The organism is Solwaraspora sp. WMMA2080, from assembly GCF_027497395.1.
Classification (GTDB): Bacteria; Actinomycetota; Actinomycetes; order Mycobacteriales; family Micromonosporaceae; genus Micromonospora_E.
In genome coordinates this window covers 1,833,556-1,854,724 of the sequence record NZ_CP114910.1, presented here as the reverse complement: position 1 = coordinate 1,854,724, position 21,169 = coordinate 1,833,556, and the positions used below count along the sequence as shown (strand labels likewise).

Below are 21,169 nucleotides of genomic sequence, written 5' to 3'. Positions count from 1 at the left end.
GGTCACCTCGGGGAGCTTAAGGTCAGTCGGCGGCGGTGACCGGACGCCAGCCCAGCGGGGTGGAGAGCACCATCGTGCTGGACGGCTGACCGTACGGGGCGAGCCGGTCGATCACGTCCTCGAAGGCATCCATCGACGCCGCCGCCACCTTCAACATCGAGCAGGCGTCCCCGGTGATCCGGTGGATCTCCAGGATCTCCGGCCAGGTCGGCACCTGCGGGTCGCGCAGGATGCAGTGCGAGCCGTAGCAGGACATCCGGATCAGCGCGATCACCGTCCAGCCGGCCCGGGTCAGGTCGACGTGCGCGTGGTAGCCGCTGACCACCCCGGACTCCTCCAGCCGGCGTACCCGTTCGGCCACCGCCGGCGGCGACAGATGCACCCGGCGGGACAGCTCGCTGAAGGAAAGTCGGGCATCGGCCTGCAACTCACGCAGCAGCGCCCAATCCATCTCGTCCACGGACACTTTCCCTTCGTTAACCGACCACCCAAATCTAGCCACCGACCTGCAGGCCGCGGCCGCGTACCGCCGTTGATCCGGTATTCAGCCGCGGACCGCAAGTCGGCAATCATGGGCGACACAGCAAAGGGAGGGCAGCCGACGTGAACAGCACCGACGTGGCCAACCCACCGGCCGTGCGGCCGGTGGACGCCGCCGAACGCGACGCCCGCGCCGCCGCCAACGCTGGCGAGCCGACCCTGGAGTTCGGCGACCGGGTGCCATACGACGCCTACGTGCACGCCAGCACCCTGCACAGCCTGCAGCGCACCCTCAGCGACGACCCCGGTGAAATGTCGTTCCTGATGGTCAGCCAGATCATGGAGCTGTACTTCGGGCTGACCCGCCACGAGCTGCGCGACGCCCAACGGCTGATCCGCGCCGACCAGGTGTGGGAGGCGCTGGCCCCGCTGCGCCGCGCCGCCCTGCACCTGGAAGGGCTCAACGCCTCCTGGCAGACGCTGCGCTGGATGACCCCGGCCGACTTCAACCGGTTCCGCAACCTGCTCGGTGAGGGCTCCGGCTTCCAGTCGGCGATGTACCGGCAGTTGGAGTTCATCCTCGGCATCCGGACCCCGTCGCTGATCCGCCCGTTCCGCCGCCAACCCGACGTGTACGCCGAGTTGGAGCAGGCCCTGCACGCGCCGAGCCTGTGGGACGACGTGATCGCCCTGCTCGCCCGCGTCGGCCACGACATCCCGACCGACCTGCTGACCCGCGACGTCGCCACCGAACACGAACCGCACCCGGCGGTCGAGGCCGCCTGGGTGGAGGTCTACCGGGTCAACGCCCCGGACAACCATCTGCGGCAACTCGGCGAGGCGTTGACCGAGGTCGCCGAACAGTTCGGCGACTGGCGGTACAAGCATCTCAAGGCGGTGCAGCGCACCATGGGCGCCAAGGTCGGCAGCGGCGGCTCCGCCGGGCTGGCCTGGCTGCAACGCAGCATGAACCGGGTGGTGTTCCCCGAGATCTGGTCCGCCCGGACCGGCATGTGAGAGGCTGCCGCATGTTCACAGAGGACGACGCCCGCCGCCGAGACGCCGCCGACCCCGGGCACCGCGACCTGTTCCACATCCCGCCGGCCACCGGCGGCGAACACCCCGACGTCGCCTACTTCGCCGGCAACTCCCTCGGCCTGCAACCGAAGGCCACCCGCGCCGAGCTGCTCGACGACCTCGACGACTGGGCCCGGCTCGGCGTCGAAGGCCACCTCGAAGCCGGCCGGCCGTGGCTGCCGTACCACGAACTTCTCACCGACACCGCCGCGCGACTGGTCGGCGCCCTGCCCAGCGAGACCGTGGTGATGAACTCGCTGACGGTCAACCTGCACCTGCTGATGGTGTCGTTCTACCGGCCGACCGGCGACCGCACCCGCATCGTCATCGAGGACTCGGCGTTCCCGTCGGACAGCTACGCGGTGCGCAGCCAGGCCGCCTTCCACGGCCTCGACCCCGACCGTACGGTGGTCCGACTGCGACCCCGCCCCGGCGAGGACACGCTGCGCACCGAAGACGTCGTCGACTGCCTGCGCACCGAGGGCGACCGGGTGGCGTTGGTGCTGCTCGGCGGGGTCAACTACCTGACCGGCGAACTGCTCGACATCCCGACGATCACCACCGCCGGCCGGGCCGCCGGCGCGATCGTCGGCTGGGACCTGGCGCACGCCGCCGGCAACGTGCCGCTGCGGCTGCGCGACTGGGGCGTCGACTTCGCCGCCTGGTGCTCCTACAAGTACCTCAACTCCGGTCCGGGGGCGCTGGCCGGGGCGTACGTGCACGAACGCCACCACGGCGATTCGACGCTGGCCCGCTTCGAAGGCTGGTGGAGCACCGAGCCGGCGACCCGGTTCGAGATGACCCCGGTGTCGCGGCCACCGGCCAGCGTCGACGCCTGGCAGATCTCCAACCCGCCGATCTTCGCGATGGGTCCGGTACGTACCTCGCTGCAGATCTTCGACAAGGTCGGCATGCCGGCGCTGCGCGACCGCAGCGAACGGCTCACCGGCTACCTCGAACAGCTGCTCGACGAGATCGTGCCCGGCCGGCCGATCAGCGTCGTCACGCCCCGGGATCCGGCCCGGCGCGGCTGCCAACTGTCCCTGCGTATCGGTGGCGTGTCGGGTGCCACCGGCGGCGGAGCACACGCGTTGACCGCCCGGCTGCGCCACGAACACGGGGTGATCGCTGACGCCCGGGAACCGGACATCGTCCGGCTCGCCCCGGTGCCGCTGTACTCGACGTACCACGACTGCTGGCGGGCCGCCCGGGCGCTCGCCGCGACCCTCCCGACGGAAGGCGGCGACGATGTCTGAACGTGCACCCGTCGCGGTGGTCGGCGCCGGCCTGGCCGGCAGCCTGCTCGCCTGCTTCCTGGCCCGCCGCAGCCTGCCGGTCACCCTCTACGAGCGCCGACCCGACCCGCGACGCGGCACCGCCGAACGCGGCCGGTCGATCAACCTGGCGTTGTCCGAACGCGGCCTGGACGCGTTGCGCCGCATCGGCCTGGCCGACCAGGTGCTCGCCGACGCGCTGCCGATGCCCGGCCGGATGATCCACCCGGTCGACGGTGACCTCGACTTCCAGCCGTACAGCGCCGACGAGCAGCGGGCGATCAACTCGATCAGCCGGGGCGCGCTCAACAACGCCCTGCTCGACGCCGCCGAGGCCGCGCCCGGGGTCACCGTCGTGTTCGACCACCGGCTCGTCGGCCTCGACCCTGACACCGGCGAGGCGACCTTCGACACCCCGCAGGGCACGGTCCGCGCGGACGCGCAGGTCGTGCTCGGCGCCGACGGCGCCGGTTCGGCGGTACGCGGCCAACTGCTCGCCCACGGCCTGGTCGACGAGAGCCTCGACTTCCTCGACTACGGCTACAAGGAGCTGACCATCCCGGCGGTCGGCGGCGACTACGCACTCGACCCCGGTGCGCTGCACATCTGGCCGCGCGGCACCTCGATGATGATCGCCCTGCCCAACCCGGACCGCTCCTTCACCTGCACCCTGTTCTGGCCGACCGGCGGTACGTCGAGTTTCGCCTCGCTGAGCAGCCCGGCGGCGATCGAACGGCACTTCCGTACCCACTACCCGGACGTGCCGCCGCTGGCACCGGACCTGGTCGACGACTACCAGCACAACCCGGTCGGTCTGCTCGGCACGGTGCGCTGCGACCCGTGGCAGGTCGGCGGCCGGGTGGCGCTGCTCGGCGACGCCGCGCACGCGGTCGTGCCGTTCTACGGCCAGGGCGCCAACTGCGCCTTCGAGGACGTCGTCGAGCTGGACCGCTGCCTCGACGACACCGGCGGCGACTGGGCGGCGGCGCTGCCGCTGTACCAGTCCCGCCGCCAGGACAACGCCGAAGCGATCGCCCAGATGGCGCTGGCGAACTTCGTCGAGATGCGCGACAAGGTCGCCTCCCCGACGTTCCAGACGTTCCGCAAGGTCGAACACGCCCTGGAACGGGCGTTGCCGGGGCGCTACGTGTCCCGGTACGAAATGGTCTCCTTCACCACCATCCCGTACGCCGAGGTCAGGCGACGGGTCCGCCGGCAGCACCAGCTCCTTGCGGCGGCGGTGGCCGGGACGGCGGCGCTGTCAGTAGGGGCACTCGGCGCCGCCGTCCACCGGCTCGTCCGGAAGGGACGCTCATGACCCTGTGGCACCCCGACCTGTACGTCGGCCGGCCGGCCGCCGACGGTCCCGGCCTGCTGCGCAGTTTCGTCGACGGCCGGTTCGTCGACACCGGGAAGCGGTTTGCGAAGGTGTCGCCGGTGTCCGGGGAGACGGTGTTCGAGGTGGCGGAGGCCGACTCGTCGACGGTCGACGCGGCGGTGGCGGCGGCGCGGTCGGCGTTGCGCGGACCCTGGGGTGACATGGCTGAGCGGGACCGGGCGGCGGTGTTGCGGGCGGTGGCCGACGAGTTGGACCGCCGGTTCGATGATCTGGTCGCCGCTGAGGTGGCGGATACCGGTAAGCCGGTCGGTCAGGCCCGGACGTTGGACATTCCGCGTGGGGCGGCGAACTTCCGGGCGTTCGCGGAGATCGCTGCGACGGCGCCGACCGAGTCGTTCACCACGGTCACCCCGTCCGGTGGTCGGGCGTTGAACTACGCGGTACGTAAACCGGTCGGTGTCGTCGCGGTGATCGTGCCGTGGAATCTGCCGCTGCTGCTGCTGACGTGGAAGGTGGCTCCGGCGCTGGCGTGCGGCAACGCTGTGGTGGTGAAGCCGAGTGAGGAGACGCCGGCGTCGGCGACGCTGCTCGCGGAGGTGATGGCGGCGGCCGGCGTACCCGACGGGGTGTTCAACCTGGTGCACGGGTTCGGGCCGGGCGCGGCGGGGGAGTGGCTGACCACCCATCCGGGGGTGGACGCGATCACGTTCACCGGTGAGTCGGCGACCGGGTCGGCGATCATGCGGGCGGCCGCTGACGGGGTGAAGGCGGTGTCGTTCGAGCTGGGTGGCAAGAACGCCGGGCTGGTGTTCGCCGACGCCGATCTGGACGCGGCGGTCGCGGGTTCGGTGCGGTCGTCGTTCACCAACGGCGGTCAGGTCTGTTTGTGCACCGAGCGGCTGTACGTGCAGCGGCCGGTGTTCGACGAGTTCGTCGACCGGCTGGCGGCCGCTGCCCGTGACGCCCGGTACGGCTGGCCCGCCGACGAGACGATCTCGACGATGCCGCTGATCTCGCGCGGCCACCGGGACAAGGTGCTCGGCTTCTACGATCTGGCCCGCGCCGAAGGCGCGCAGATCCTTGCTGGTGGTGGCGTGCCGGCCTTCGGTGACCCCCGTGATGGTGGCGCGTACGTGGAGCCGACAGTGTTGACCGGGCTCGGTCAGTCTGCGCGGCTGGTGCGGGAGGAGGTGTTCGGCCCGATCTGCCACATCGCTCCGTTCGACACCGAGGAGGAGGCGTTCGCGCTGGCCAACGACTCCGACTACGGGCTGGCCGCGACGGTGTGGACCCGCGACGTGGGGCGGGCGCACCGGGCCGGTGCCCGACTGGACGCCGGCATCGTCTGGGTCAACACCTGGTTCCTGCGGGACCTGCGCACCCCGTTCGGCGGAGTGAAGGCCTCCGGCGTCGGCCGGGAGGGCGGCGTGCACTCGCTCGACTTCTACTCCGAACTGACAAACGTCTGTGTGGATCTGACATGAGCGTGACTGTGGACATCGAGGCCGCCATCGCGGCGTTGACCGGGGCGTACGACACCGGGGTGCCGTGCCCGCCGCTGCGGGACCGGCTGCTGCCGGTCGGTGACGTGGCGGCCGCGTACGCGGTGCAGCGGGAGTTGGTGGCCGGTTGGACAGGGGCCGGGCGGCGTCGGGTGGGGGCGAAGATCGGCCTGACGTCGCCGGTGGTGCAGGCCGCGTTCGGCGTCTACCAGCCGGATTTCGGGGTGTTGTTCGCCGACATGGCGGTGCCGGATGGTGATGAGGTCGACCTGGGTGGGTTGATCCAGCCCAGGGTGGAGGCGGAGGTGGCGTTCGTGCTCGGCGCGGATCTGCCGGACGGGCCGGCGACCGTGGTCGACGTGCTGCGGGCGACCGACTTCCTGCTGCCGGCGGTCGAGATCGTCGACTCCCGGATCACCGACTGGGACATTTCCATCGTGGACACGGTGGCGGACAACGCCTCGTCGGGGCTGTTCGTGCTCGGCGATCGGCCGGTGCCGCCGGCCGACGTGGACCTGCGGGGGTGCGGCATGGTGCTGGAGTCCGCCGGTGTGCCGGTGTCGGTGGGTGCCGGTGCCGCCTGCCTCGGTAACCCGGTGCACGCCGTCGCCTGGCTGGCCTCGACCATGGCCGCTGCGGGGGATCCGTTGCGGGCCGGTGACGTCGTGCTCTCCGGCGCGCTGGGCCCGATGGTGCCGGTCACCCCAGGAGCGGCGTACCAGGCACGGATCGCCGGGCTCGGCTCGGTGCGGACCAGATTCAGCGCGAAACCGGCCGACCGGTCGGCCGACGGCGAGTCAGGGGAGGGGTCGTAGTGGGTGTCGGGGTGGCGGTGATCGGGTCGGGCAACATCGGCACCGACCTGATGATCAAGGTGCTGCGGCTGTCGGAGTCGCTGGACATGGTGGCGATGGTCGGCATCGACCCGGAATCGGACGGGCTGGCCCGCGCCCGCCGGTTGGGTGTGGCGACCACCGCCGACGGCGTCGACGGCCTGGTGGCGATGCCCGAGTTCGCCGACGTGCGACTCGTCTTCGACGCCACGTCGGCCGGCGCGCACCGGCGCAACAACGAGATCCTGCAGGCTTACGGCCGGACGGTGGTGGATCTGACCCCGGCCGCGGTCGGCCCGTACGTGGTGCCCCCGGTCAATCTGGACGCTCATTTGGGCGTGTCGAACGTCAACATGGTCACCTGCGGTGGGCAGGCGACCGTGCCGGTCGTCGCCGCCGTCACGCGGGTGGCCCCGGTCGCGTACGCGGAGATCGTCGCGTCGATCGCGTCCCGCTCGGCCGGTCCGGGCACGCGGGCCAACATCGACGAGTTCACCCGGACCACCGCCCGCGCCCTGGAGGTCGTCGGCGGTGCCGGCACAGGTAAGGCGGTCATCGTGCTGAACCCGGCGGACCCGCCGCTGCTGATGCGTGACACCGTCTACTGCCTGATCCCGGCCGGCGTCGACACCGGCCGGGTGGCCGCCTCGGTGGACGCCATGGTGGCGTCGGTCGCCGGGTACGTGCCCGGCTACCGGCTCAAACAGGCCGTGCAGTTCGACCCGGTCGACGCGTACGTGCCGGCGCTGGGCAGCCACTTCACCGGCACCCAGGTGTCGGTGTTCCTGGAGGTCTCCGGTGCCGGGCACTACCTGCCCGCGTACGCCGGCAACCTCGACATCATGACCTCGGCCGCGTTGCGTACCGCCGAACGTCTGGTCGCTGTCCGAGCGGAGGCACGGTCATGACCCGCCTGTACGTCCAGGACGTCACGTTGCGCGACGGCATGCACGCCATCAGGCACCGCTACGCCGTCGACCAGGTGCGGCAGATCGCCGCCGCGTTGGACGCGGCCGGCGTCGACGCGATCGAGGTCGCCCACGGCGACGGCCTGGCCGGCTCGTCCGTCACCTACGGCCACGGCGCGGCGTCGGACGCCGACTGGATCCGTGCTGCCGCCGAGTCGATCAGCCGGGCGACGTTGACCACGCTGCTGCTGCCCGGCATCGGCACCATCGACGACCTGCGGGCGGCCCGCGACCTCGGCGTCACCAGCGTCCGGATCGCCACCCACTGCACCGAGGCCGACATCGCCGCCCAGCACATCGGCTGGGCCCGCGACCAGGGTATGGACGTCGCCGGCTTTTTGATGATGTCGCACATGAACACCCCCGAAGGGCTCGCGCAGCAGGCCAAGCTGATGGAGTCGTACGGGGCGCACTGCGTCTACGTCACCGACTCCGGTGGCCGGCTGCTGATGGACGACGTCGCCGCCCGGGTCGACGCCTACCGGGCCGTGCTCGACCCGCAAACGCAGATCGGCATCCACGCCCACCACAACCTGTCCCTCGGCGTGGCCAACAGTGTGATCGCCGTGCAGCACGGCACCACCCGGGTCGACGCCTCCCTCGCCGGCATGGGCGCCGGGGCCGGCAACGCCCCCCTCGAAGTCTTCACCGCCGTCGCCGACCTGCACGGCTGGAAACACGGCTGCGACACGTTCGCCCTGATGGACGCCGCCGAGGACCTGGTCCGGCCGCTGCAGGACCGGCCGGTCCGGGTCGACCGGGAAACCCTGTCGCTCGGCTACGCCGGCGTCTACTCCAGCTTCCTGCGCCACGCCGAACGCGCCGCCGACCGCTACAACCTGGACGTGCGGTCCATCCTGGTCGAACTCGGCCGCCGCAGGATGGTCGGCGGCCAGGAAGACATGATCACCGACGTCGCCCTCGACCTCGCCGACGCCGCCAACACCGCCCACGGAGGTGCGCAGTGACCACCAGCGCAGACGTCGACCTCGCCGGGTTGGCCGCCCGGCTCGACGAGGCGGCCGTCACCGGCACCCCGATTCCGCAACTCGCCGCCGCCCACCGGGTCGACGTCGACGCCGCCTACGCGGTGCAGCAGGCCCTGATCGCCCGCCGCACCGGCCGGGGCGAACGCCTCGTCGGCGCCAAGATGGGGCTGACCAGCCAGGCGAAGATGGTCCAGGTCGGCGTCGACTCCCCGATCCTCGGCCAACTCACCGACACCACGCAGGTGCCCGACGGCGGCAACGTCGACATCTCCGGACTGATCCACCCCCGGGTCGAACCGGAGATCGCCTTCCTCCTCGACCGGCCGCCGACACCCGGGATGCCGTTCACCGACGCGGTGCGGGCCGTCGCCCCCGCGCTGGAGGTCATCGACTCCCGCTACCGCGACTTCACCTTCTCGCTGCCCGACGTGATCGCCGACAACACCTCGGCAGCCCTGTACGTCGTCGGGCCCTGGCAGCCGGTCCCGGACGGCGTCGACAACCTCGGCGTACTCCTCGACATCGACGGACGCACGGTGCAGACCGGATCCACCGCCGCGATCCTCGGCGACCCCCGCCGGGCCCTCGCCGCCGGCGTCGCCCTCGCCGACCGGCACGGCCCGGCTTTGCGGGCCGGCTGGATCTTCCTGGCCGGCGCGGCCACCGCCGCGGTGCCGCTGGCCCCCGGCGCGCACGTGCGGGCCACCGTCCAAGGGCTCGGCACCGCCGCCTTCACCACCAACGCAGGAGGTGACCGATCATGACCGCGCACCTGGTCACCGGCAAAGCCACCCCACGCGGCAAATTTCCACACGTCAAAACAGCTGGCGGATTCATCTTCGTCTCCGGAACGTCCAGCCGCCGCCCCGACAACACCATCGCCGGCGCCACCGTCGACGAATACGGCACCACCCAACTCGACATCCGGGAACAGACCCGCGCCGTCATCGCCAACATCGCCGACCTGCTCGCCGCCGCCGGCGCCGGCCTCACCGACCTGGTCTCCGTCACCACCTACCTGGTCAACATGAACGACTTCGGCGGCTACAACCAGGTCTGGGCCGAGAACTTCGACCACACCGGACCGACCCGCACCACCGTCGCCGTCCACCAACTACCCCACCCGCACCTGCTCATCGAGATCCAGGCCGTCGCCGTGGCACCGGCCGACGCCCCCACCCGGAAGGAGTGACACCCGTGAGCGACATCGCCGAACCGGTCAACTTTCCCAACTGGATCAGCGAGAACGAGCACCTGCTCAAGCCGCCGGTGAACAACAAGCAGATGTTCCCCACCGGCGACGATTTCATCGTGCAGGTCGTCGGCGGCCCCAACCAGCGCACCGACTTCCACGTCGACCCGTACGAGGAATTCTTCTATCAGGTCAAAGGCAACATGCACGTCAACCTGATGACCGACGACGGGCCGCAGACCGTGCACATCCGCGAAGGCCAGATGTGGGTGCTGCCCGGATTCGTACCGCACTCGCCGCAACGCCCGGAGGCCGGCTCGATCGGTGTCGTCATCGAACGGGTCCGCGAGGAGGGCACCCTGGAGAAGTTCCAGTGGTACTGCCTCGACTGCGGAAACCTGGTGCACGAGGTGGAGTTGCAGGTCCGCGACATCGTCGCCGACCTGCCGCCGGTCTTCACCGCCTTCTACGGTGACGAGTCCGCGCGTACCTGCGACAAGTGCGGCGCGCTGCACCCGGGCAAGGGCTGAGCCTCACCGTGACCGACGCCGGGCAGACCATCGACGTCCACACCCACCTGGTGCCCAAGGGCTGGCCGGATCTCGCCGCCGCCTGTGGCGGGACCGGCTGGCCGTGGCTGCGGGTCGACTCCGAACGCGCCGCCATGATCATGGTGGGTCAGACGGAGTTCCGGCCGGTCGGCCCGCAGACCTGGGACCCGGCCACCCGGATGTCCGACATGGATGTCGACGGGGTCGACATGCAGGTGGTCTCCCCGACGCCGGTGTTCTTCGCCTACGACCGGCCGGCAGACCAGGCGGTGAAGGTGGCCCGGATCTTCAACGACCTGACCCTGGAGGTCACCGCCGCCGGTGGCGGTCGGCTGATCCCGTTCTGCCAGGTGCCGTTGCAGGACCCGGACGCCGCCTGCGCCGAGCTGGACCGCTGCCTCGCTGCCGGGCACGCCGGGGTGGAGATCGGCAACCACGTCGGTGACCGTGACCTCGACGACGCCGGCGTCGTCGCCTTCCTGCGGCACTGCGCCGACGTCGGGGCACCCGTGTTTGTCCACCCGTGGGACATGCCGGACGGGCCACGGCTGGACCGGTGGATGGCCCGCTGGCTGTCCGGCATGCCCGCCGAGACCCACCTGTCGATTCTCGCGCTGATCCTCGGCGGCGGCTTCGACCAGCTGCCCCGTACGCTGCGGATCTGCTTCGCCCACGGCGGCGGCAGCTTCCCGTTCTGGCTGGGCCGCGCCGACAACGCCTGGCACCGCCGGGGCGACGTGGTACGCGGTCGGTCGGCGCACCCGCCGAGCCACTACGTCGACCGGTTCTACGTCGACTCGGTGGTGTTCGACCCGGCGGCGCTGCGGCTGCTGGTCGACACGATGGGTGCCGACCGGGTGCTGCTGGGCAGCGACTACCCGTACCCGCTGGGGGAGCGGCCGGTCGGCGCGGTGCTCGACAAGGCGGACTTCCTCACCGCCGACCAGCGGGTCGCCCTGCGCGGCGGAAACGCCCGCCGCTACCTCACTGGCTGACCCAGCTTACCGTTGGCGGAGCCGGTCAGCGTACGGACGTGATCTTGGCCAGGGTGACGAAGGCGGACCAAGCGGCGGGGGCGAAGGTCAGGGTGCCGCCGTCGCGGTCCTTGGTGTCGCGGACGTGGACCCGGCCGGGGAGGTTGTCGGCGACCTCGACACAGTCACCGCCAGCGGGGTTGCTGCGGGTCGACTTGCGCCAGCGAGGGGTGGTGCTCAGCTCCATGTCTGCACCGCTTTCAGGATCATGTCGTGGGACTCCTCGACAGGCAGAGCATAGCTGCGGACACCTTCCCAGGACCGCTCCAATGTCTGCACGTCGGCCGGGTTGCTGATCACGTCACCGCCGAAATGGGAATCGACGTAGCCGAACACGTGATCGTCCACGGTCGCCATCGCGAACGAGCCGTTGAGCCCGTGGTAGGCGTCGGCGCTGCCCGGCACCACGTGCACCCAGGTGTTGGGGCGTGCCGCCGCCTCGGCGAGACTGCGCAGCTGCTCGGCCATCTGCTCCGGCGTGCCGACCTGGCGGTGCAGCACGCCGCGGTCGATGACGGCGATGAACTCGGCCGGGTCGTCGGCGCGGGTGAGCACCTGCTGGCGGGTGAGCCGGTTCGCCAGCCGGGTCGGCACGTCGTCGACCGGGCCGACGCGCAACAGCCGTTCGGCGTACTCCCGGGTCTGCAACAGACCCGGGACGACCGCGAGCTGAAACGACCGCAGCAGGGTGGCCCGCTCCTCCATTTCGGCCCACGGGCGCAGGAAACCGGCGAAGGACATTCCGCGCGCCTCGGCGGAGGCGCGCTGCACGCGGTCGCCGCTGCCCAGCACATCGTCGAGGATCTTCGCGTTCTGCTGCACCGGGACCAGGCGGCCGTTCTCGTAACTGCCGATCGACGACGCGCTGAGCTGGATCAACGCGCCGAGCTGCTGCTGGGAAAGCCCGCGCTCGGTGCGCAGTGTGCGAATGATGCGGTGCACCTCGTGCATTGTCGGATCCCCGATCTGCTGATTGTGGGGCGGTGCGTCGAATGCCACCCCTACCTCTATCAGTGCGACAAGTCGGAGTCCATGATGGAGATCGGATGAATTCCGGATAGTTTGTGTGATCGATATCGGGTTCCGTCGGATGCACGGCCCCGGCGTTGTTCCGGCTTGAGTCGTTCTGTCCGTGTTGAAAATCGGACATCGGCTGAGTTGCGGGACGAGCGCGACTCCTGATGATCTTGCGGGTGACTAGCCTCGAAGTTCATCGCTGGAGCCGCGCTCGTGACGACATCCTCCCTGACCGACCCCGTTGTTGACCACCTCGCCGATCTGGCGTTGTGGGAAGCCGAACTCTCCACCGGCCCGGCCGATCCCTTGTCGATGGTGTCGCCCCTGGTAGCACGCCTGGCCCGGGTGCCGGACCCCCGCCGGCCGCGCGGACGGCGCCATCCGCTGCTGGTGATCCTGGTCCTGACCGCGTGTGCCACCCTCGTCGCCGGCAACGACAGCCTGACCGCGATCCGGCAGTGGGCGGCCCGGACCCCACAGGACGTCCTGCACCGCCTCGGCGCCCGCCGTGACCCACTGACCAGCCGCTACCTCGTCCCGAGCGAACGGACCTTCCGGCGGGTCCTGGACGCCGTCGACGGCGACGCCCTCGACACGGCGACCTGCGGCTACGCCGCGGACGTGGCACGCGGCGACGCCCCGGCCCCACGGATCCCCACCAGCGTCGACGAACCCACCGAACGCGAACAACGCCGGGCCGCCACCCGGGCGTTCACCCACCCGGCACCGGCCGGGCTGCTGCCCGCAGCCGCGATCGACGGGAAACTGCTGCACGGCACCCGCACCCCCACCGGACAGGTGTTCCTGGTCGCCGCCGTCACCCACGACCGTGCCGTGATCCTGGGCCAACGCCAGGTCGCCGACAAACGCGGCGAGGCCACCGCGACCGAGGACCTACTCACACAGCTCGACGTCGCCGGCATGCTCCTCACCCTGGACGCCCTGCACACCACCAGGAAAACCGCCCGGCTGATCACCGACACCCTGAACGCCCACTACATGCTGATCCTGAAGGGGAACCAGCCGCTCGCCCTGCGCGCCGCCCACACGTTGCTGTCCGGCACCGACACCGAGTTCGCCGACCGGACCGACGCCGACGCCGATCGCGGACACGGACGCACCGAACGCCGCACGATCCGCGTCACCGGCTGCGACGACACCCTGTTCCCCGGAGCCCGCCAGGTCTTCCGGCTACGCCGCGACACCGGCGGACTCGACGGGATCCGCACCAGCAAACAGATCATCCACGGCATCGTCAGCCTCGACGCCACCCAGGCCGGACCGCAACACCTCAACGCCTACGTCAGAGGACACTGGTCGGTGGAAACCCGCCTGCACTGGACCCGGGACGTCACCTTCAACGAGGACGACTCCCAGCTCAGGACGGGTGCGGCTCCCCGCAACCTGGCCGCCATGCGCAACCTGGCCCTGAACACCTTCCGCCTCGCCGGACGCGCCAACATCGCCCACGCCCGCCGTGACCTCCACGACCGCGCCGACACCTTCGCCGTCTACGACATCTGACAAACAATGATCAAGTCAGACATAGAGGAACAACGCCGGGGCCGTGCCGTCGGATGGGGTTCTGTCGACCTGTTGATGCGTCGACCTACCGGGCGTCGAGCCGGGCCACCCGGCGAGGCCCGGCGGTCCGCCGGTAGCTGGCGTCGAGCAGCTCGCCGATCTCCGCCCAGTCGGTGTCGTCGGCCAGATCCACCCCCACCCAGCCGGAGCTGGCCAGGTACGCCGGGGCGTAACAGCGCGGCTCGGCCAGCAGCGCCGCCCGCTCGTCCGGGTCCACCAGCACCAGTACGGAGTGATCATGCTGCTGGTAGACGCCCTCGACCTTCACCGAGCCGCCGTAGTAGGCGAACACCTTGGTGGTGTAGAACGCCGGATGCCCATGCGAGATCTTCTCGGCGGCGTCGGGGAAGGCCAGCGCGAGCCGGCGTACCTCGGCGAGCAGCGGGTCGGCGTCGTCGAACATGATCGGGTGCGGCATAGCGGTAGGTAATCACACCCGGCTGACACTTCGGCTCCGTTCGCCGGCCAGGGCAGCCACGACCGGGATCTCCAGGAGGGTGACAGCGGCACCGTCACCGTCGACCAGGTGATCCTCCGTCGTGGGACCGGCGACCGTGAAGTGGTGGCGGGGCAGCCAGGCGAACAGGTCGAGTCCGGCGCGGACCACGCCGGTCGTCGGCGGCACGACGGCCCGGACGACGGTACGGGCGGGCAGGTCGAGCCGCTCGCCAGGACCCTCGGTCGCCACCGCCGCCCGGAAACCCGGCTCAGCAGGCCAGCCACGAAGCCAGGTCAGCAGCACCGTCGGCGGTTGCGGACACACCGCCGCCAACTCGGTGGGATCGGCCACCCGTACGTGCTGCACCCGCAGCCGGCGGGCACCGACCCGGGCGACCTGCGGCAGCACCGACGCCGTACCGGCGAGGTGGTCCTCGGCGGCGGCCACCGTCGCCATACGGGCGGCGATATCGTCGCGCAGCGCCGTCACGGTCTCGACCAGGGCCTGCCGCAGCTGGGCGTCGGGGGCGTCCAGCAGGTCGGCGATCCGGCGCAGCGGCAGGCCGAGGCGTTGTAGGCCACGGATGCGTTCCAACCGGGTCAGTTCGGCCGCGCCGTACCACCGGTAGCCGGTGAGCTGGTCCGTCGTGGCCGGCGGCAGCAGCCCGACCTTGTCGTAGTGCCGCAGGGTGCGCTCAGACACCCCGACCATGCGCGCCAGCTCACCGATCCGCCACACGCTGGTGTCCTCCTGCCGTTACCTTTCAGTGAGTAAACGTGACTCATGATTGGCAGTCGTCCGTTGCCGGGCGACGTTGACCGGATGAACCGGTCTTGACGCTTCACGGCCCGCCGCCCCGCCTGCGGATGCAGGCCTTACGGGTCTTACGTAGGCTCCACGTCCTGTTTTTACGTCGCCCGGCAACTCCAGGTCGACGTGCCGTACGAGTGCGGCAAGATTTCGTGCCGCGTTGACGTCCCGGTCCAGGGACAGTCCGCACGCGGTGCAGTGGAACACGCGTTCGGCCAACGACAGCTTGGGTTTCACCGTCTCGCAGGCGGAGCACGTCTTGGAGCTGGGGTACCACCGGTCGGCGACGCACAACGTGCTGCCGTACCAGCCGGTCTTGTAGCCGAGGTGCCGTCGCAGCGTCGCCGGGGCGGCGTCGGTCAGGGACCGGGCCAGCCTGCGGTTGCGGACCATCCCGGCCACGTGGAGGTCCTCGACCACGACCGTGGTGAACCGCTGCGCCAGGCGGGTGGTGAGGTGGTGCCACGAGTCGGCGCGGACGGCCGAGACCGTGGCGTGCAGTCGAGCCACCGCGTCCTGTGCCCGCCGCCACCGGTTGGACGCGGTCCGTTCGCGTCTGGTCCGCGGGTCGTAGGGGCCGATCCGCCGGGCGGCCCGGCGTTGGGCCTTGCCGAGTTTGCGCGACGCGGCCTTGAACGGCGCCGGGTTCGGCACCATCTCACCGGTGGACAGCACCGCCAGGTGTTGGATCCCGGCGTCCACGCCGACGACCCGGCCGGCTTTCGGCGCGTGCGCCGGCCGCCGTCCGACCGTGCGTCCGACCGCGACCTGGAACGAGCAGAACCACCTGCCGGCGGTCTCGGTGACCGTGGCGGACAGGATCGTCGCGGTGCCCGCCCGTACCCGGCGGGCCAGTTTGCGGGTCGACTCGTGGGTGCGGACGCGACCCAGGCGGGGCAGCACCACGTGCCGGTGGCCGGGGTCGACCCGGATCGCGCCCGTGGTGAACCGGGCCGACCTACGGCCGTGTTTCTTCTTGGCACGGGGCCAGCCCACCCGGCGGCCCTTGCGGGTGCCGGTGCGTGACGCGTGCCAGTTGCCCAGCGCCGCGGACAGGTTCGCCAGGCCGGTGTTGAACGCCTCCTTGGAACACTCCGCCCACCACGGCGCCACCCACTGCTTGATCTCGTTCCAGGTGCGTCGCAGGTCCGGCAGGGACCAGCCCTGCCACGGCGTCAGGTCCGCCTCGGCCACTCCGTAGCTGGCCTCGGCGGCGCGCTGTGCCTTCACCGCGCTTACCCGCCGCAGCATGTGGTTGTACACGAACCGGGCCGCGCCGGTGTTCCGGCGCAGACCGGCAACCTGTGCGTCACTCGGTTCGAGGGCGAACCGGTACGCCTGCACGGTCCAGCCAGCCGGCGGCTCGTACCGCTTCACGACCCGTCCTCGGCGGTGGCGGCGGCCACGGCACGGCTGGCCCGGTTCGCCGCCGCGCGGCGGCCGTACAGCCGGGCGCAGAAACTGGTGAGGATCTCCGTGACGTCCCGCACGAGGTCGTCGTCCACCTCGGCCGGATCGACCACCACCAACTGGCGGCCCTGCGCGGCCAGCGCCGCCTCAATGTACTCGGCACCGAACCGCGCGAACCGATCCCGGTGCTCGACCACGATCGTCGACACGGCCGGGTCGCGCAGCAGCCCGAGGAACTTCTTGCGCCGCCCGTTCAACGCGGACCCGACCTCGGTCACCACCCGAGCGACGGCCATGTCCCGCTCGGTGGCCCAGGTTGTCGCCCGAGCGACCTGCCGGTCCAGGTCGGCCCGCTGATCGACCGACGACACCCGGGCGTAGACGGCGACCTGACCCTGCCGGGCGTCGCCGGTCACCTCCACCATGATCGTGCCGGACGGAAGACGCCGAGCGGGCACCGGCATGGTCCCCTCACGGAACCAGCGGTACGCGGTCTGCGGGTGCACATCGTTACGGCGCGCCCACTCGGCAAGCTTCACCAGACGATACTAACACTCACAGATTCACATATTTGATCACGAAAGAGTGAACAGTTGTGAACCCCCCAGTGTTGACTCTGCCCCTGCGGCAGGGTTCTAGCGTGCCGCCATGAGTGCCGTTGAACGCGATTCCGCCGCCCGGCTGACGGGCGTACTGCTGCTGGGGTCGTTGCTTGCCATGCTCGCCGGTGTCGGCATCGCCGTGCCATCCGGGTTGACCCTGAACCCGGCCGACCCGGCCGCCGTGCTGACGGCGGTGCACGCCCGGGTCGAGCTGCACCTGATCGAGTTGGCCCTCGACGTGATCGGCTGGCTCGCCCTGCTCGCCGCCGGTCTGGTGCTGGCCGCGCGTCCCGACCGTCCCCGCGCACACCTGTCCGTGCTGGCCGGCGGACTGCTGACCGGCGCCGGCCTGGCCGGGCTGCTGCACGACGCCGGAAACCTGGCGGTCACCCAGCTCGCCGCCGACCCCAACCAACCGGCTGCCGTGGCGGTGGCGGAAGGGCTGCTGCTCACCGCGAAGTGGACGGTCAACCTGGCCGGGCTGCTCTGGGTGGCTGCGACCGTGGCGGCCGCGTCCGGCATCGCGTTGCCGACCGGGCTGCGCTGTGCCGGGGTGGCCGTCGCAGTGTCCGGTGCCGCCGGCGTGGTCCTGCCCTGGACCACCGGGACCGACGGCCCGTCGGCAGCTGCGGAACAGCTCGGCTATGCCCTGCATCTACCGGTGATGCTCTGGTGGGGCGTGCTCGGCTGGCGGCAATGTCGATGCGGGCGGGTGCGCCGTACGGCGACAATGCCGGTGTGAACGACAAGGTATTGGTCAGAATGAGCAAACGGATGTCACTGGCGCTGCGCCACGCGCCCGACCGGTTCGCGCTCGAACTGGACCCGGCCGGCTGGATTCCGGTGACGGACCTGCTCGACGCGCTGCGGATCACCCGGCTGGAGTTGGACACCGTCGTCGAGCGGGACGGCAAACAACGGTTCGCGCTGCGCCGCGACCCCGACGGCACCGAGCAGATCCGGGCGAACCAGGGACACTCGGTCCCGATCGACCTGGGGCTGGTCGCGCTGCCTCCGCCGCAACGGCTCTACCACGGCACCACCGCCGCCGCGCTCGACTCGATCCGGGCCACCGGGCTGCACCGGGCCCGACGCCATCACGTACACCTGTCGGCGGACACCGACACGGCCCGCCGGGTCGGTGCCCGGCGGGCCGGTGGCGTCGTAATCCTCACCGTCGACGCGGCGGCGATGGCCCGAGACGGTCACCTCTTCTATCGCAGCGCCAACGGGGTGTGGCTGACCGACGCGGTGCCGCCCCGCTACTTGGATATCTGAGCACCGACGCGGGCCCCGATGGTCGCCATCAGGTCGGCCGGCAGCACACCGGCGGACGCCGCGGCCAGGCATTCGCGCAGCTCAGTGCGGTTCTTCACGCCGAGGACAACGGTGTCGACGCCGGGCATCGACAGCGTGTACCGGTGGGCCAGCGAGGCGGCCGACTCACCCAGCTCGCCGGCCAGCTCGCGCAGCGGCGCGGCCCGCCGAAAGTCGACCATGGTCGGATGCTCCGGCGGCAGGTCCCGGTCGACGGCGTCGGTGAACGCGCCGGCCGCAACCGCCCGGATGCCCATCACTCCGACGCCGTGCCGGCCGGCGGCCGTCAGGATGTCGCGTGGCCGGGAGCCCCCGCTGCCGGGCATCAGGAGATCGCCGGGGGAGTCCAGCAGGTTCGTCACACACTGGGCGACCGCCGGGGACGGCTGATCGCCGAGCACCCGGATGATCACGTCCGGCTCCTCGACGGCGGTGATCCCCCAGGCGCCGATCCGGCCGCGCCGGACCAGGTCCTCGAACGCCGGCCGGACGGCTTCGGTGAACAGATCGGCGGAGGTGACCCCGGTGGTGCCCGGGGCGGCCTGTGCCACGATCGGATTGTGCAGCAGTAGCGCGTCAACGAACGACAGTCGCATCCGCTGCAGGCTGTCGTCGAGGGACTTCTCCAGCAGGGCCGCGACGTCACCGGCGGCCGGGTTGCCCAGCCCGCATTTGGTGACGACCCGTACGCCGGCCGGCAGGTTGCCGTCGAAGGCCGCGCCGACCACCCGTTCCGCTTCGCCGTCGCCGTAGCCGGGAGCGACGTCGAGCAGGTCGATGCCGGCGTCGACCCCCTCCCGTACGGTCGCCACCGCCTCGTCCCGGTCGGTGACGCCCCACACCTGGCCCAGCCCGCCCCCACCGAGGGTGAGGACGCTGACCGGTCCGACGCTGCCGAGAGGTCGCTGTTCCATCGTCATGTGCTCCTTCCGATGATCCTGTTGCGACTCAGGATTGCACCTGGAGCGCGCTCGAGGTCAACCGTGGACCGGCTCGGTCACCTACGAGGTGATCGGTGTGCCAGCCGTCGGCCAGGTTGCCGGGAGGGTTGGCCGAGACGAGTCATCTCCGTCTGTTCGAGATTTCCCAGACATTGACTAGTATCACAGAGATGGCGTCGTAGACATCGAAACAAAGCAATGATTAACGGTCAGAAAGGGGCAAACGCATGAATGGATTCGACAGGCGAATGGGTGGACCGATCAGCCGGTCGCTCCGTCGGCTGACGGTTGTCGCTCTGGCTGTCACCGTGGGGCTCTTCGTGCTCCCGGCGACAGCAGCGCAGGCTGCCACGTGGCGGTCGGCGACATCCACCGGATGGGGGCCGAGCCCGGCCGCCGGCCAGCAGAACGCGGCGAACAACGCCCGCGCGGCGCTCACCTCGCTCGCCGCAAACCTCGGCGAGACCTGCAGCAATGTCACGGTCTCTACGCCGCGACACCTCTACACCGCGCCCGACGGCTCGGCGTACGTTTACGAGGCGACAGCCACCGGCTACTGCGTACCGGCCCCGCCGCCACCGTCGTACACCGTTGCCCGCTCGGCTACCCGGCAGGGCAGCGGTGCCACCTCGACCAGCGCGATCCAGAACGGGGCCCAGGCTGCCCGCGCCGACATTCTCGCCGTCGGCGTGGCCTGCGCGAACTGGGCGACGAATGCCAGCAATGTGTTCACCGCGCCGGACGGATCCTGGCACGTCTACAACGTCACGGTCAGCGCTCTCTGCACGAACTGACAAGCCTCGGCATTCGGCAGGCTCGGGTGCGACATACGCGCAACGCACTTGGACAGTCGTCAGCCCATCGCCGTCGACGTGGCCGCCTGTCCGTAGATCAGCGCGCCCGCCCGTAGGATCCGGGGCTGTGGACCCGGCGCTCGGCACACTCACCGGGCAGCAGCGGTCGTTGTTGGACCGCTGGCTGCCCGGCGTGAGCGTCGAGCGGGACCACAGCTGGGGCCTGGTGGCGACCACCGTCCTGGAGGTGACGCATGCCGGGTCGCGGTTCATCGTCAAGGCCGGCGGCGACCGTGACCATCACCTCGCCCGCGAACTGCACGCCCACCGGCACTGGCTGCGCCCGTGGACCAGGATCGGCCGCGCTCCGGCGTTGGCGTACGGCAGTGCCGAGGCGAAGCTGCTGGTCACCCGGTTCCTGCCGGGTGAGCTGGCGCTCGGCAGCGGGCACGCCGACGACCCGGACGTCCACCGGCAGGCCGGCGAACTGCTGGCGATGCTGCACGCCCAGATTGCCGTCACCGACGATGACCACGAGCGGCGGGAGAACGACAAGTCGCTGTCCTGGCTTGCCAGCCCGCACCGGATCGACGACGACACGGTACGGCGGTTGCGCGCCGAGATCGCCAGCTGGCCGACGCCGTCGGCGACCCTGGTGCCCACCCACGGCGACTGGCATCCGCGCAACTGGCTCGTCGACGGTGGCGTGGTCAGTGTGATCGACTTCGGCCGCGCGGCGCTGCGTCCCGCGTACACCGACCTCGCCCGGCTGGCCGTCAACGACTTCCGCCGTACGCCGGGCCTCGAAGCGGCGTTCCTCGACGGCTACGGCCCCGATCCGCGTACGGCCGACGCATGGCACCGCACCCAGGTCCGGGAGGCGATCGGCACCGCCGCGTGGGCCTACCGGGTGGGCGACGAGCGGTTCGAAGCCCAGGGCCACCGCATGATCGCCGACGCGACGGGCGACCGACCCGACCGTCGGGCATGAGCAAAACGCCGCTTCAGGTACAATT

24 protein-coding genes are annotated in these 21,169 nt (G+C 70.8%); 16 read left to right on the top strand and 8 right to left on the bottom strand.

The window, feature by feature from the left end; genetic code table 11:
- Nucleotides 1–22: 22 nt before the first annotated feature.
- Nucleotides 23–460: an Lrp/AsnC family transcriptional regulator gene (locus tag O7543_RS08390; protein ID WP_123600997.1), complete on the bottom strand. Its 438-nt coding sequence runs from the start codon at nt 458–460 to the stop codon at nt 23–25.
- A gap of 143 nt (nt 461–603) precedes the next feature.
- Here O7543_RS08390 and O7543_RS08385 point away from each other — a divergent pair, with 143 nt between their 5' ends.
- The 11 genes from O7543_RS08385 to O7543_RS08335 are packed head-to-tail and all read left to right on the top strand — an operon-like array spanning nt 604 to nt 11,200.
- Entirely contained in the window at nt 604–1,497 is an 894-nt protein-coding gene (locus tag O7543_RS08385; RefSeq protein WP_281554354.1) for a tryptophan 2,3-dioxygenase family protein, read from the top strand.
- An 11-nt stretch (nt 1,498–1,508) separates the two neighbouring features.
- Entirely contained in the window at nt 1,509–2,813 is a 1,305-nt protein-coding gene (gene kynU, locus O7543_RS08380; protein ID WP_281554355.1) for a kynureninase, read from the top strand.
- Nucleotides 2,806–4,149, top strand: coding sequence for an NAD(P)/FAD-dependent oxidoreductase (locus O7543_RS08375; protein WP_281554356.1), 1,344 nt, complete (start codon nt 2,806–2,808; stop codon nt 4,147–4,149). The genes kynU and O7543_RS08375 overlap by 8 nt, the downstream gene beginning before the upstream one ends.
- Complete coding sequence (locus O7543_RS08370) at nt 4,146–5,654, top strand: 2-hydroxymuconic semialdehyde dehydrogenase (RefSeq protein WP_281554357.1); 1,509 nt, start codon at nt 4,146–4,148, stop codon at nt 5,652–5,654. The genes O7543_RS08375 and O7543_RS08370 overlap by 4 nt, the downstream gene beginning before the upstream one ends.
- Nucleotides 5,655–5,656: 2 nt before the next feature.
- Nucleotides 5,657–6,487, top strand: coding sequence for a fumarylacetoacetate hydrolase family protein (locus O7543_RS08365; RefSeq protein ID WP_281555540.1), 831 nt, complete (start codon nt 5,657–5,659; stop codon nt 6,485–6,487).
- Complete coding sequence (locus O7543_RS08360; protein ID WP_281554358.1) at nt 6,487–7,413, top strand: acetaldehyde dehydrogenase (acetylating); 927 nt, start codon at nt 6,487–6,489, stop codon at nt 7,411–7,413. Before O7543_RS08365 ends, O7543_RS08360 begins: the two co-directional genes overlap by 1 nt.
- Nucleotides 7,410–8,441 carry a 4-hydroxy-2-oxovalerate aldolase gene (gene dmpG, locus O7543_RS08355; RefSeq protein ID WP_281554359.1) on the top strand — a complete coding sequence of 344 codons (1,032 nt, stop codon included), beginning with the start codon at nt 7,410–7,412 and terminating at the stop codon, nt 8,439–8,441. Before O7543_RS08360 ends, dmpG begins: the two co-directional genes overlap by 4 nt.
- Nucleotides 8,438–9,226: a fumarylacetoacetate hydrolase family protein gene (locus O7543_RS08350; RefSeq protein ID WP_281554360.1), complete on the top strand. Its 789-nt coding sequence runs from the start codon at nt 8,438–8,440 to the stop codon at nt 9,224–9,226. Before dmpG ends, O7543_RS08350 begins: the two co-directional genes overlap by 4 nt.
- Nucleotides 9,223–9,654, top strand: a complete 432-nt coding sequence (locus O7543_RS08345; protein WP_281554361.1) for a RidA family protein — start codon at nt 9,223–9,225, stop codon at nt 9,652–9,654. Before O7543_RS08350 ends, O7543_RS08345 begins: the two co-directional genes overlap by 4 nt.
- Nucleotides 9,655–9,659: 5 nt before the next feature.
- The gene (locus O7543_RS08340; protein ID WP_281554362.1) at nt 9,660–10,184 is read left to right on the top strand and encodes a 3-hydroxyanthranilate 3,4-dioxygenase; all 525 of its coding nucleotides are present in this window, start codon (nt 9,660–9,662) and stop codon (nt 10,182–10,184) included.
- The gene (locus O7543_RS08335; protein WP_281554363.1) at nt 10,154–11,200 is read left to right on the top strand and encodes an amidohydrolase family protein; all 1,047 of its coding nucleotides are present in this window, start codon (nt 10,154–10,156) and stop codon (nt 11,198–11,200) included. The genes O7543_RS08340 and O7543_RS08335 overlap by 31 nt, the downstream gene beginning before the upstream one ends.
- A 25-nt stretch (nt 11,201–11,225) precedes the next feature.
- Here O7543_RS08335 and O7543_RS08330 read toward each other — a convergent pair whose 3' ends face one another.
- A complete protein-coding gene (locus O7543_RS08330; protein WP_281554364.1) occupies nt 11,226–11,426 on the bottom strand; it encodes a DUF397 domain-containing protein in 201 nt (66 codons plus the stop codon).
- On the bottom strand, nt 11,417–12,181 hold the full coding sequence (locus O7543_RS08325; protein ID WP_281554365.1) for a helix-turn-helix transcriptional regulator: 765 nt from the start codon (nt 12,179–12,181) through the stop codon (nt 11,417–11,419). Before O7543_RS08325 ends, O7543_RS08330 begins: the two co-directional genes overlap by 10 nt.
- Before the next feature lie 288 nt (nt 12,182–12,469).
- On the opposite strand from O7543_RS08325, the gene O7543_RS08320 reads away from it, so the two are divergent.
- Nucleotides 12,470–13,780 carry an ISAs1 family transposase gene (locus O7543_RS08320; protein ID WP_281554366.1) on the top strand — a complete coding sequence of 437 codons (1,311 nt, stop codon included), beginning with the start codon at nt 12,470–12,472 and terminating at the stop codon, nt 13,778–13,780.
- 85 nt (nt 13,781–13,865) lie between these two features.
- On the opposite strand, the gene O7543_RS08315 is transcribed toward O7543_RS08320, so the two are convergent.
- From O7543_RS08315 to O7543_RS08300, 4 genes are read right to left on the bottom strand one after another with little or no spacing between them, the layout of a single operon-like run.
- Entirely contained in the window at nt 13,866–14,258 is a 393-nt protein-coding gene (locus tag O7543_RS08315; protein WP_278168459.1) for an MmcQ/YjbR family DNA-binding protein, read from the bottom strand.
- A gap of 12 nt (nt 14,259–14,270) precedes the next feature.
- Nucleotides 14,271–15,017, bottom strand: a complete 747-nt coding sequence (locus O7543_RS08310) for a MerR family transcriptional regulator (protein ID WP_281554367.1) — start codon at nt 15,015–15,017, stop codon at nt 14,271–14,273.
- An 18-nt stretch (nt 15,018–15,035) separates the two neighbouring features.
- Nucleotides 15,036–16,466, bottom strand: coding sequence for an IS607 family element RNA-guided endonuclease TnpB (gene tnpB / locus O7543_RS08305; protein WP_281554368.1), 1,431 nt, complete (start codon nt 16,464–16,466; stop codon nt 15,036–15,038).
- Nucleotides 16,463–17,038 (bottom strand): IS607 family transposase, encoded by a 576-nt coding sequence (locus tag O7543_RS08300; protein ID WP_281554369.1) that lies wholly within the window; start codon nt 17,036–17,038, stop codon nt 16,463–16,465. Before O7543_RS08300 ends, tnpB begins: the two co-directional genes overlap by 4 nt.
- Before the next feature lie 109 nt (nt 17,039–17,147).
- On the opposite strand from O7543_RS08300, the gene O7543_RS08295 reads away from it, so the two are divergent.
- Nucleotides 17,148–17,843, top strand: coding sequence for a hypothetical protein (locus tag O7543_RS08295; RefSeq protein ID WP_281554370.1), 696 nt, complete (start codon nt 17,148–17,150; stop codon nt 17,841–17,843).
- Nucleotides 17,840–18,379 carry an RNA 2'-phosphotransferase gene (locus O7543_RS08290; RefSeq protein WP_281554371.1) on the top strand — a complete coding sequence of 180 codons (540 nt, stop codon included), beginning with the start codon at nt 17,840–17,842 and terminating at the stop codon, nt 18,377–18,379. The genes O7543_RS08295 and O7543_RS08290 overlap by 4 nt, the downstream gene beginning before the upstream one ends.
- On the opposite strand, the gene O7543_RS08285 is transcribed toward O7543_RS08290, so the two are convergent.
- Nucleotides 18,364–19,332 carry an aldo/keto reductase gene (locus O7543_RS08285; RefSeq protein WP_281554372.1) on the bottom strand — a complete coding sequence of 323 codons (969 nt, stop codon included), beginning with the start codon at nt 19,330–19,332 and terminating at the stop codon, nt 18,364–18,366. The genes O7543_RS08290 and O7543_RS08285 overlap by 16 nt on opposite strands.
- 347 nt (nt 19,333–19,679) lie before the next feature.
- On the opposite strand from O7543_RS08285, the gene O7543_RS08280 reads away from it, so the two are divergent.
- The gene (locus O7543_RS08280; protein ID WP_278168465.1) at nt 19,680–20,153 is read left to right on the top strand and encodes a hypothetical protein; all 474 of its coding nucleotides are present in this window, start codon (nt 19,680–19,682) and stop codon (nt 20,151–20,153) included.
- Nucleotides 20,154–20,280: 127 nt separating this feature from the next.
- Nucleotides 20,281–21,144 carry a phosphotransferase gene (locus tag O7543_RS08275; protein WP_281554373.1) on the top strand — a complete coding sequence of 288 codons (864 nt, stop codon included), beginning with the start codon at nt 20,281–20,283 and terminating at the stop codon, nt 21,142–21,144.
- Nucleotides 21,145–21,169: the final 25 nt, after the last annotated feature.

Coding starts and splice junctions, on each gene's coding strand:
- kynU (WP_281554355.1), top strand. CDS start 1,509: ATGTTCACAGAGGACGACGCCCGCCGCCGAGACGCCGCCGACCCCGGG.
- O7543_RS08375 (WP_281554356.1), top strand. CDS start 2,806: ATGTCTGAACGTGCACCCGTCGCGGTGGTCGGCGCCGGCCTGGCCGGC.
- O7543_RS08370 (WP_281554357.1), top strand. CDS start 4,146: ATGACCCTGTGGCACCCCGACCTGTACGTCGGCCGGCCGGCCGCCGAC.
- dmpG (WP_281554359.1), top strand. CDS start 7,410: ATGACCCGCCTGTACGTCCAGGACGTCACGTTGCGCGACGGCATGCAC.
- O7543_RS08345 (WP_281554361.1), top strand. CDS start 9,223: ATGACCGCGCACCTGGTCACCGGCAAAGCCACCCCACGCGGCAAATTT.
- O7543_RS08330 (WP_281554364.1), bottom strand. CDS start 11,426: ATGGAGCTGAGCACCACCCCTCGCTGGCGCAAGTCGACCCGCAGCAAC.
- O7543_RS08315 (WP_278168459.1), bottom strand. CDS start 14,258: ATGCCGCACCCGATCATGTTCGACGACGCCGACCCGCTGCTCGCCGAG.
- O7543_RS08295 (WP_281554370.1), top strand. CDS start 17,148: ATGAGTGCCGTTGAACGCGATTCCGCCGCCCGGCTGACGGGCGTACTG.
- O7543_RS08285 (WP_281554372.1), bottom strand. CDS start 19,332: ATGGAACAGCGACCTCTCGGCAGCGTCGGACCGGTCAGCGTCCTCACC.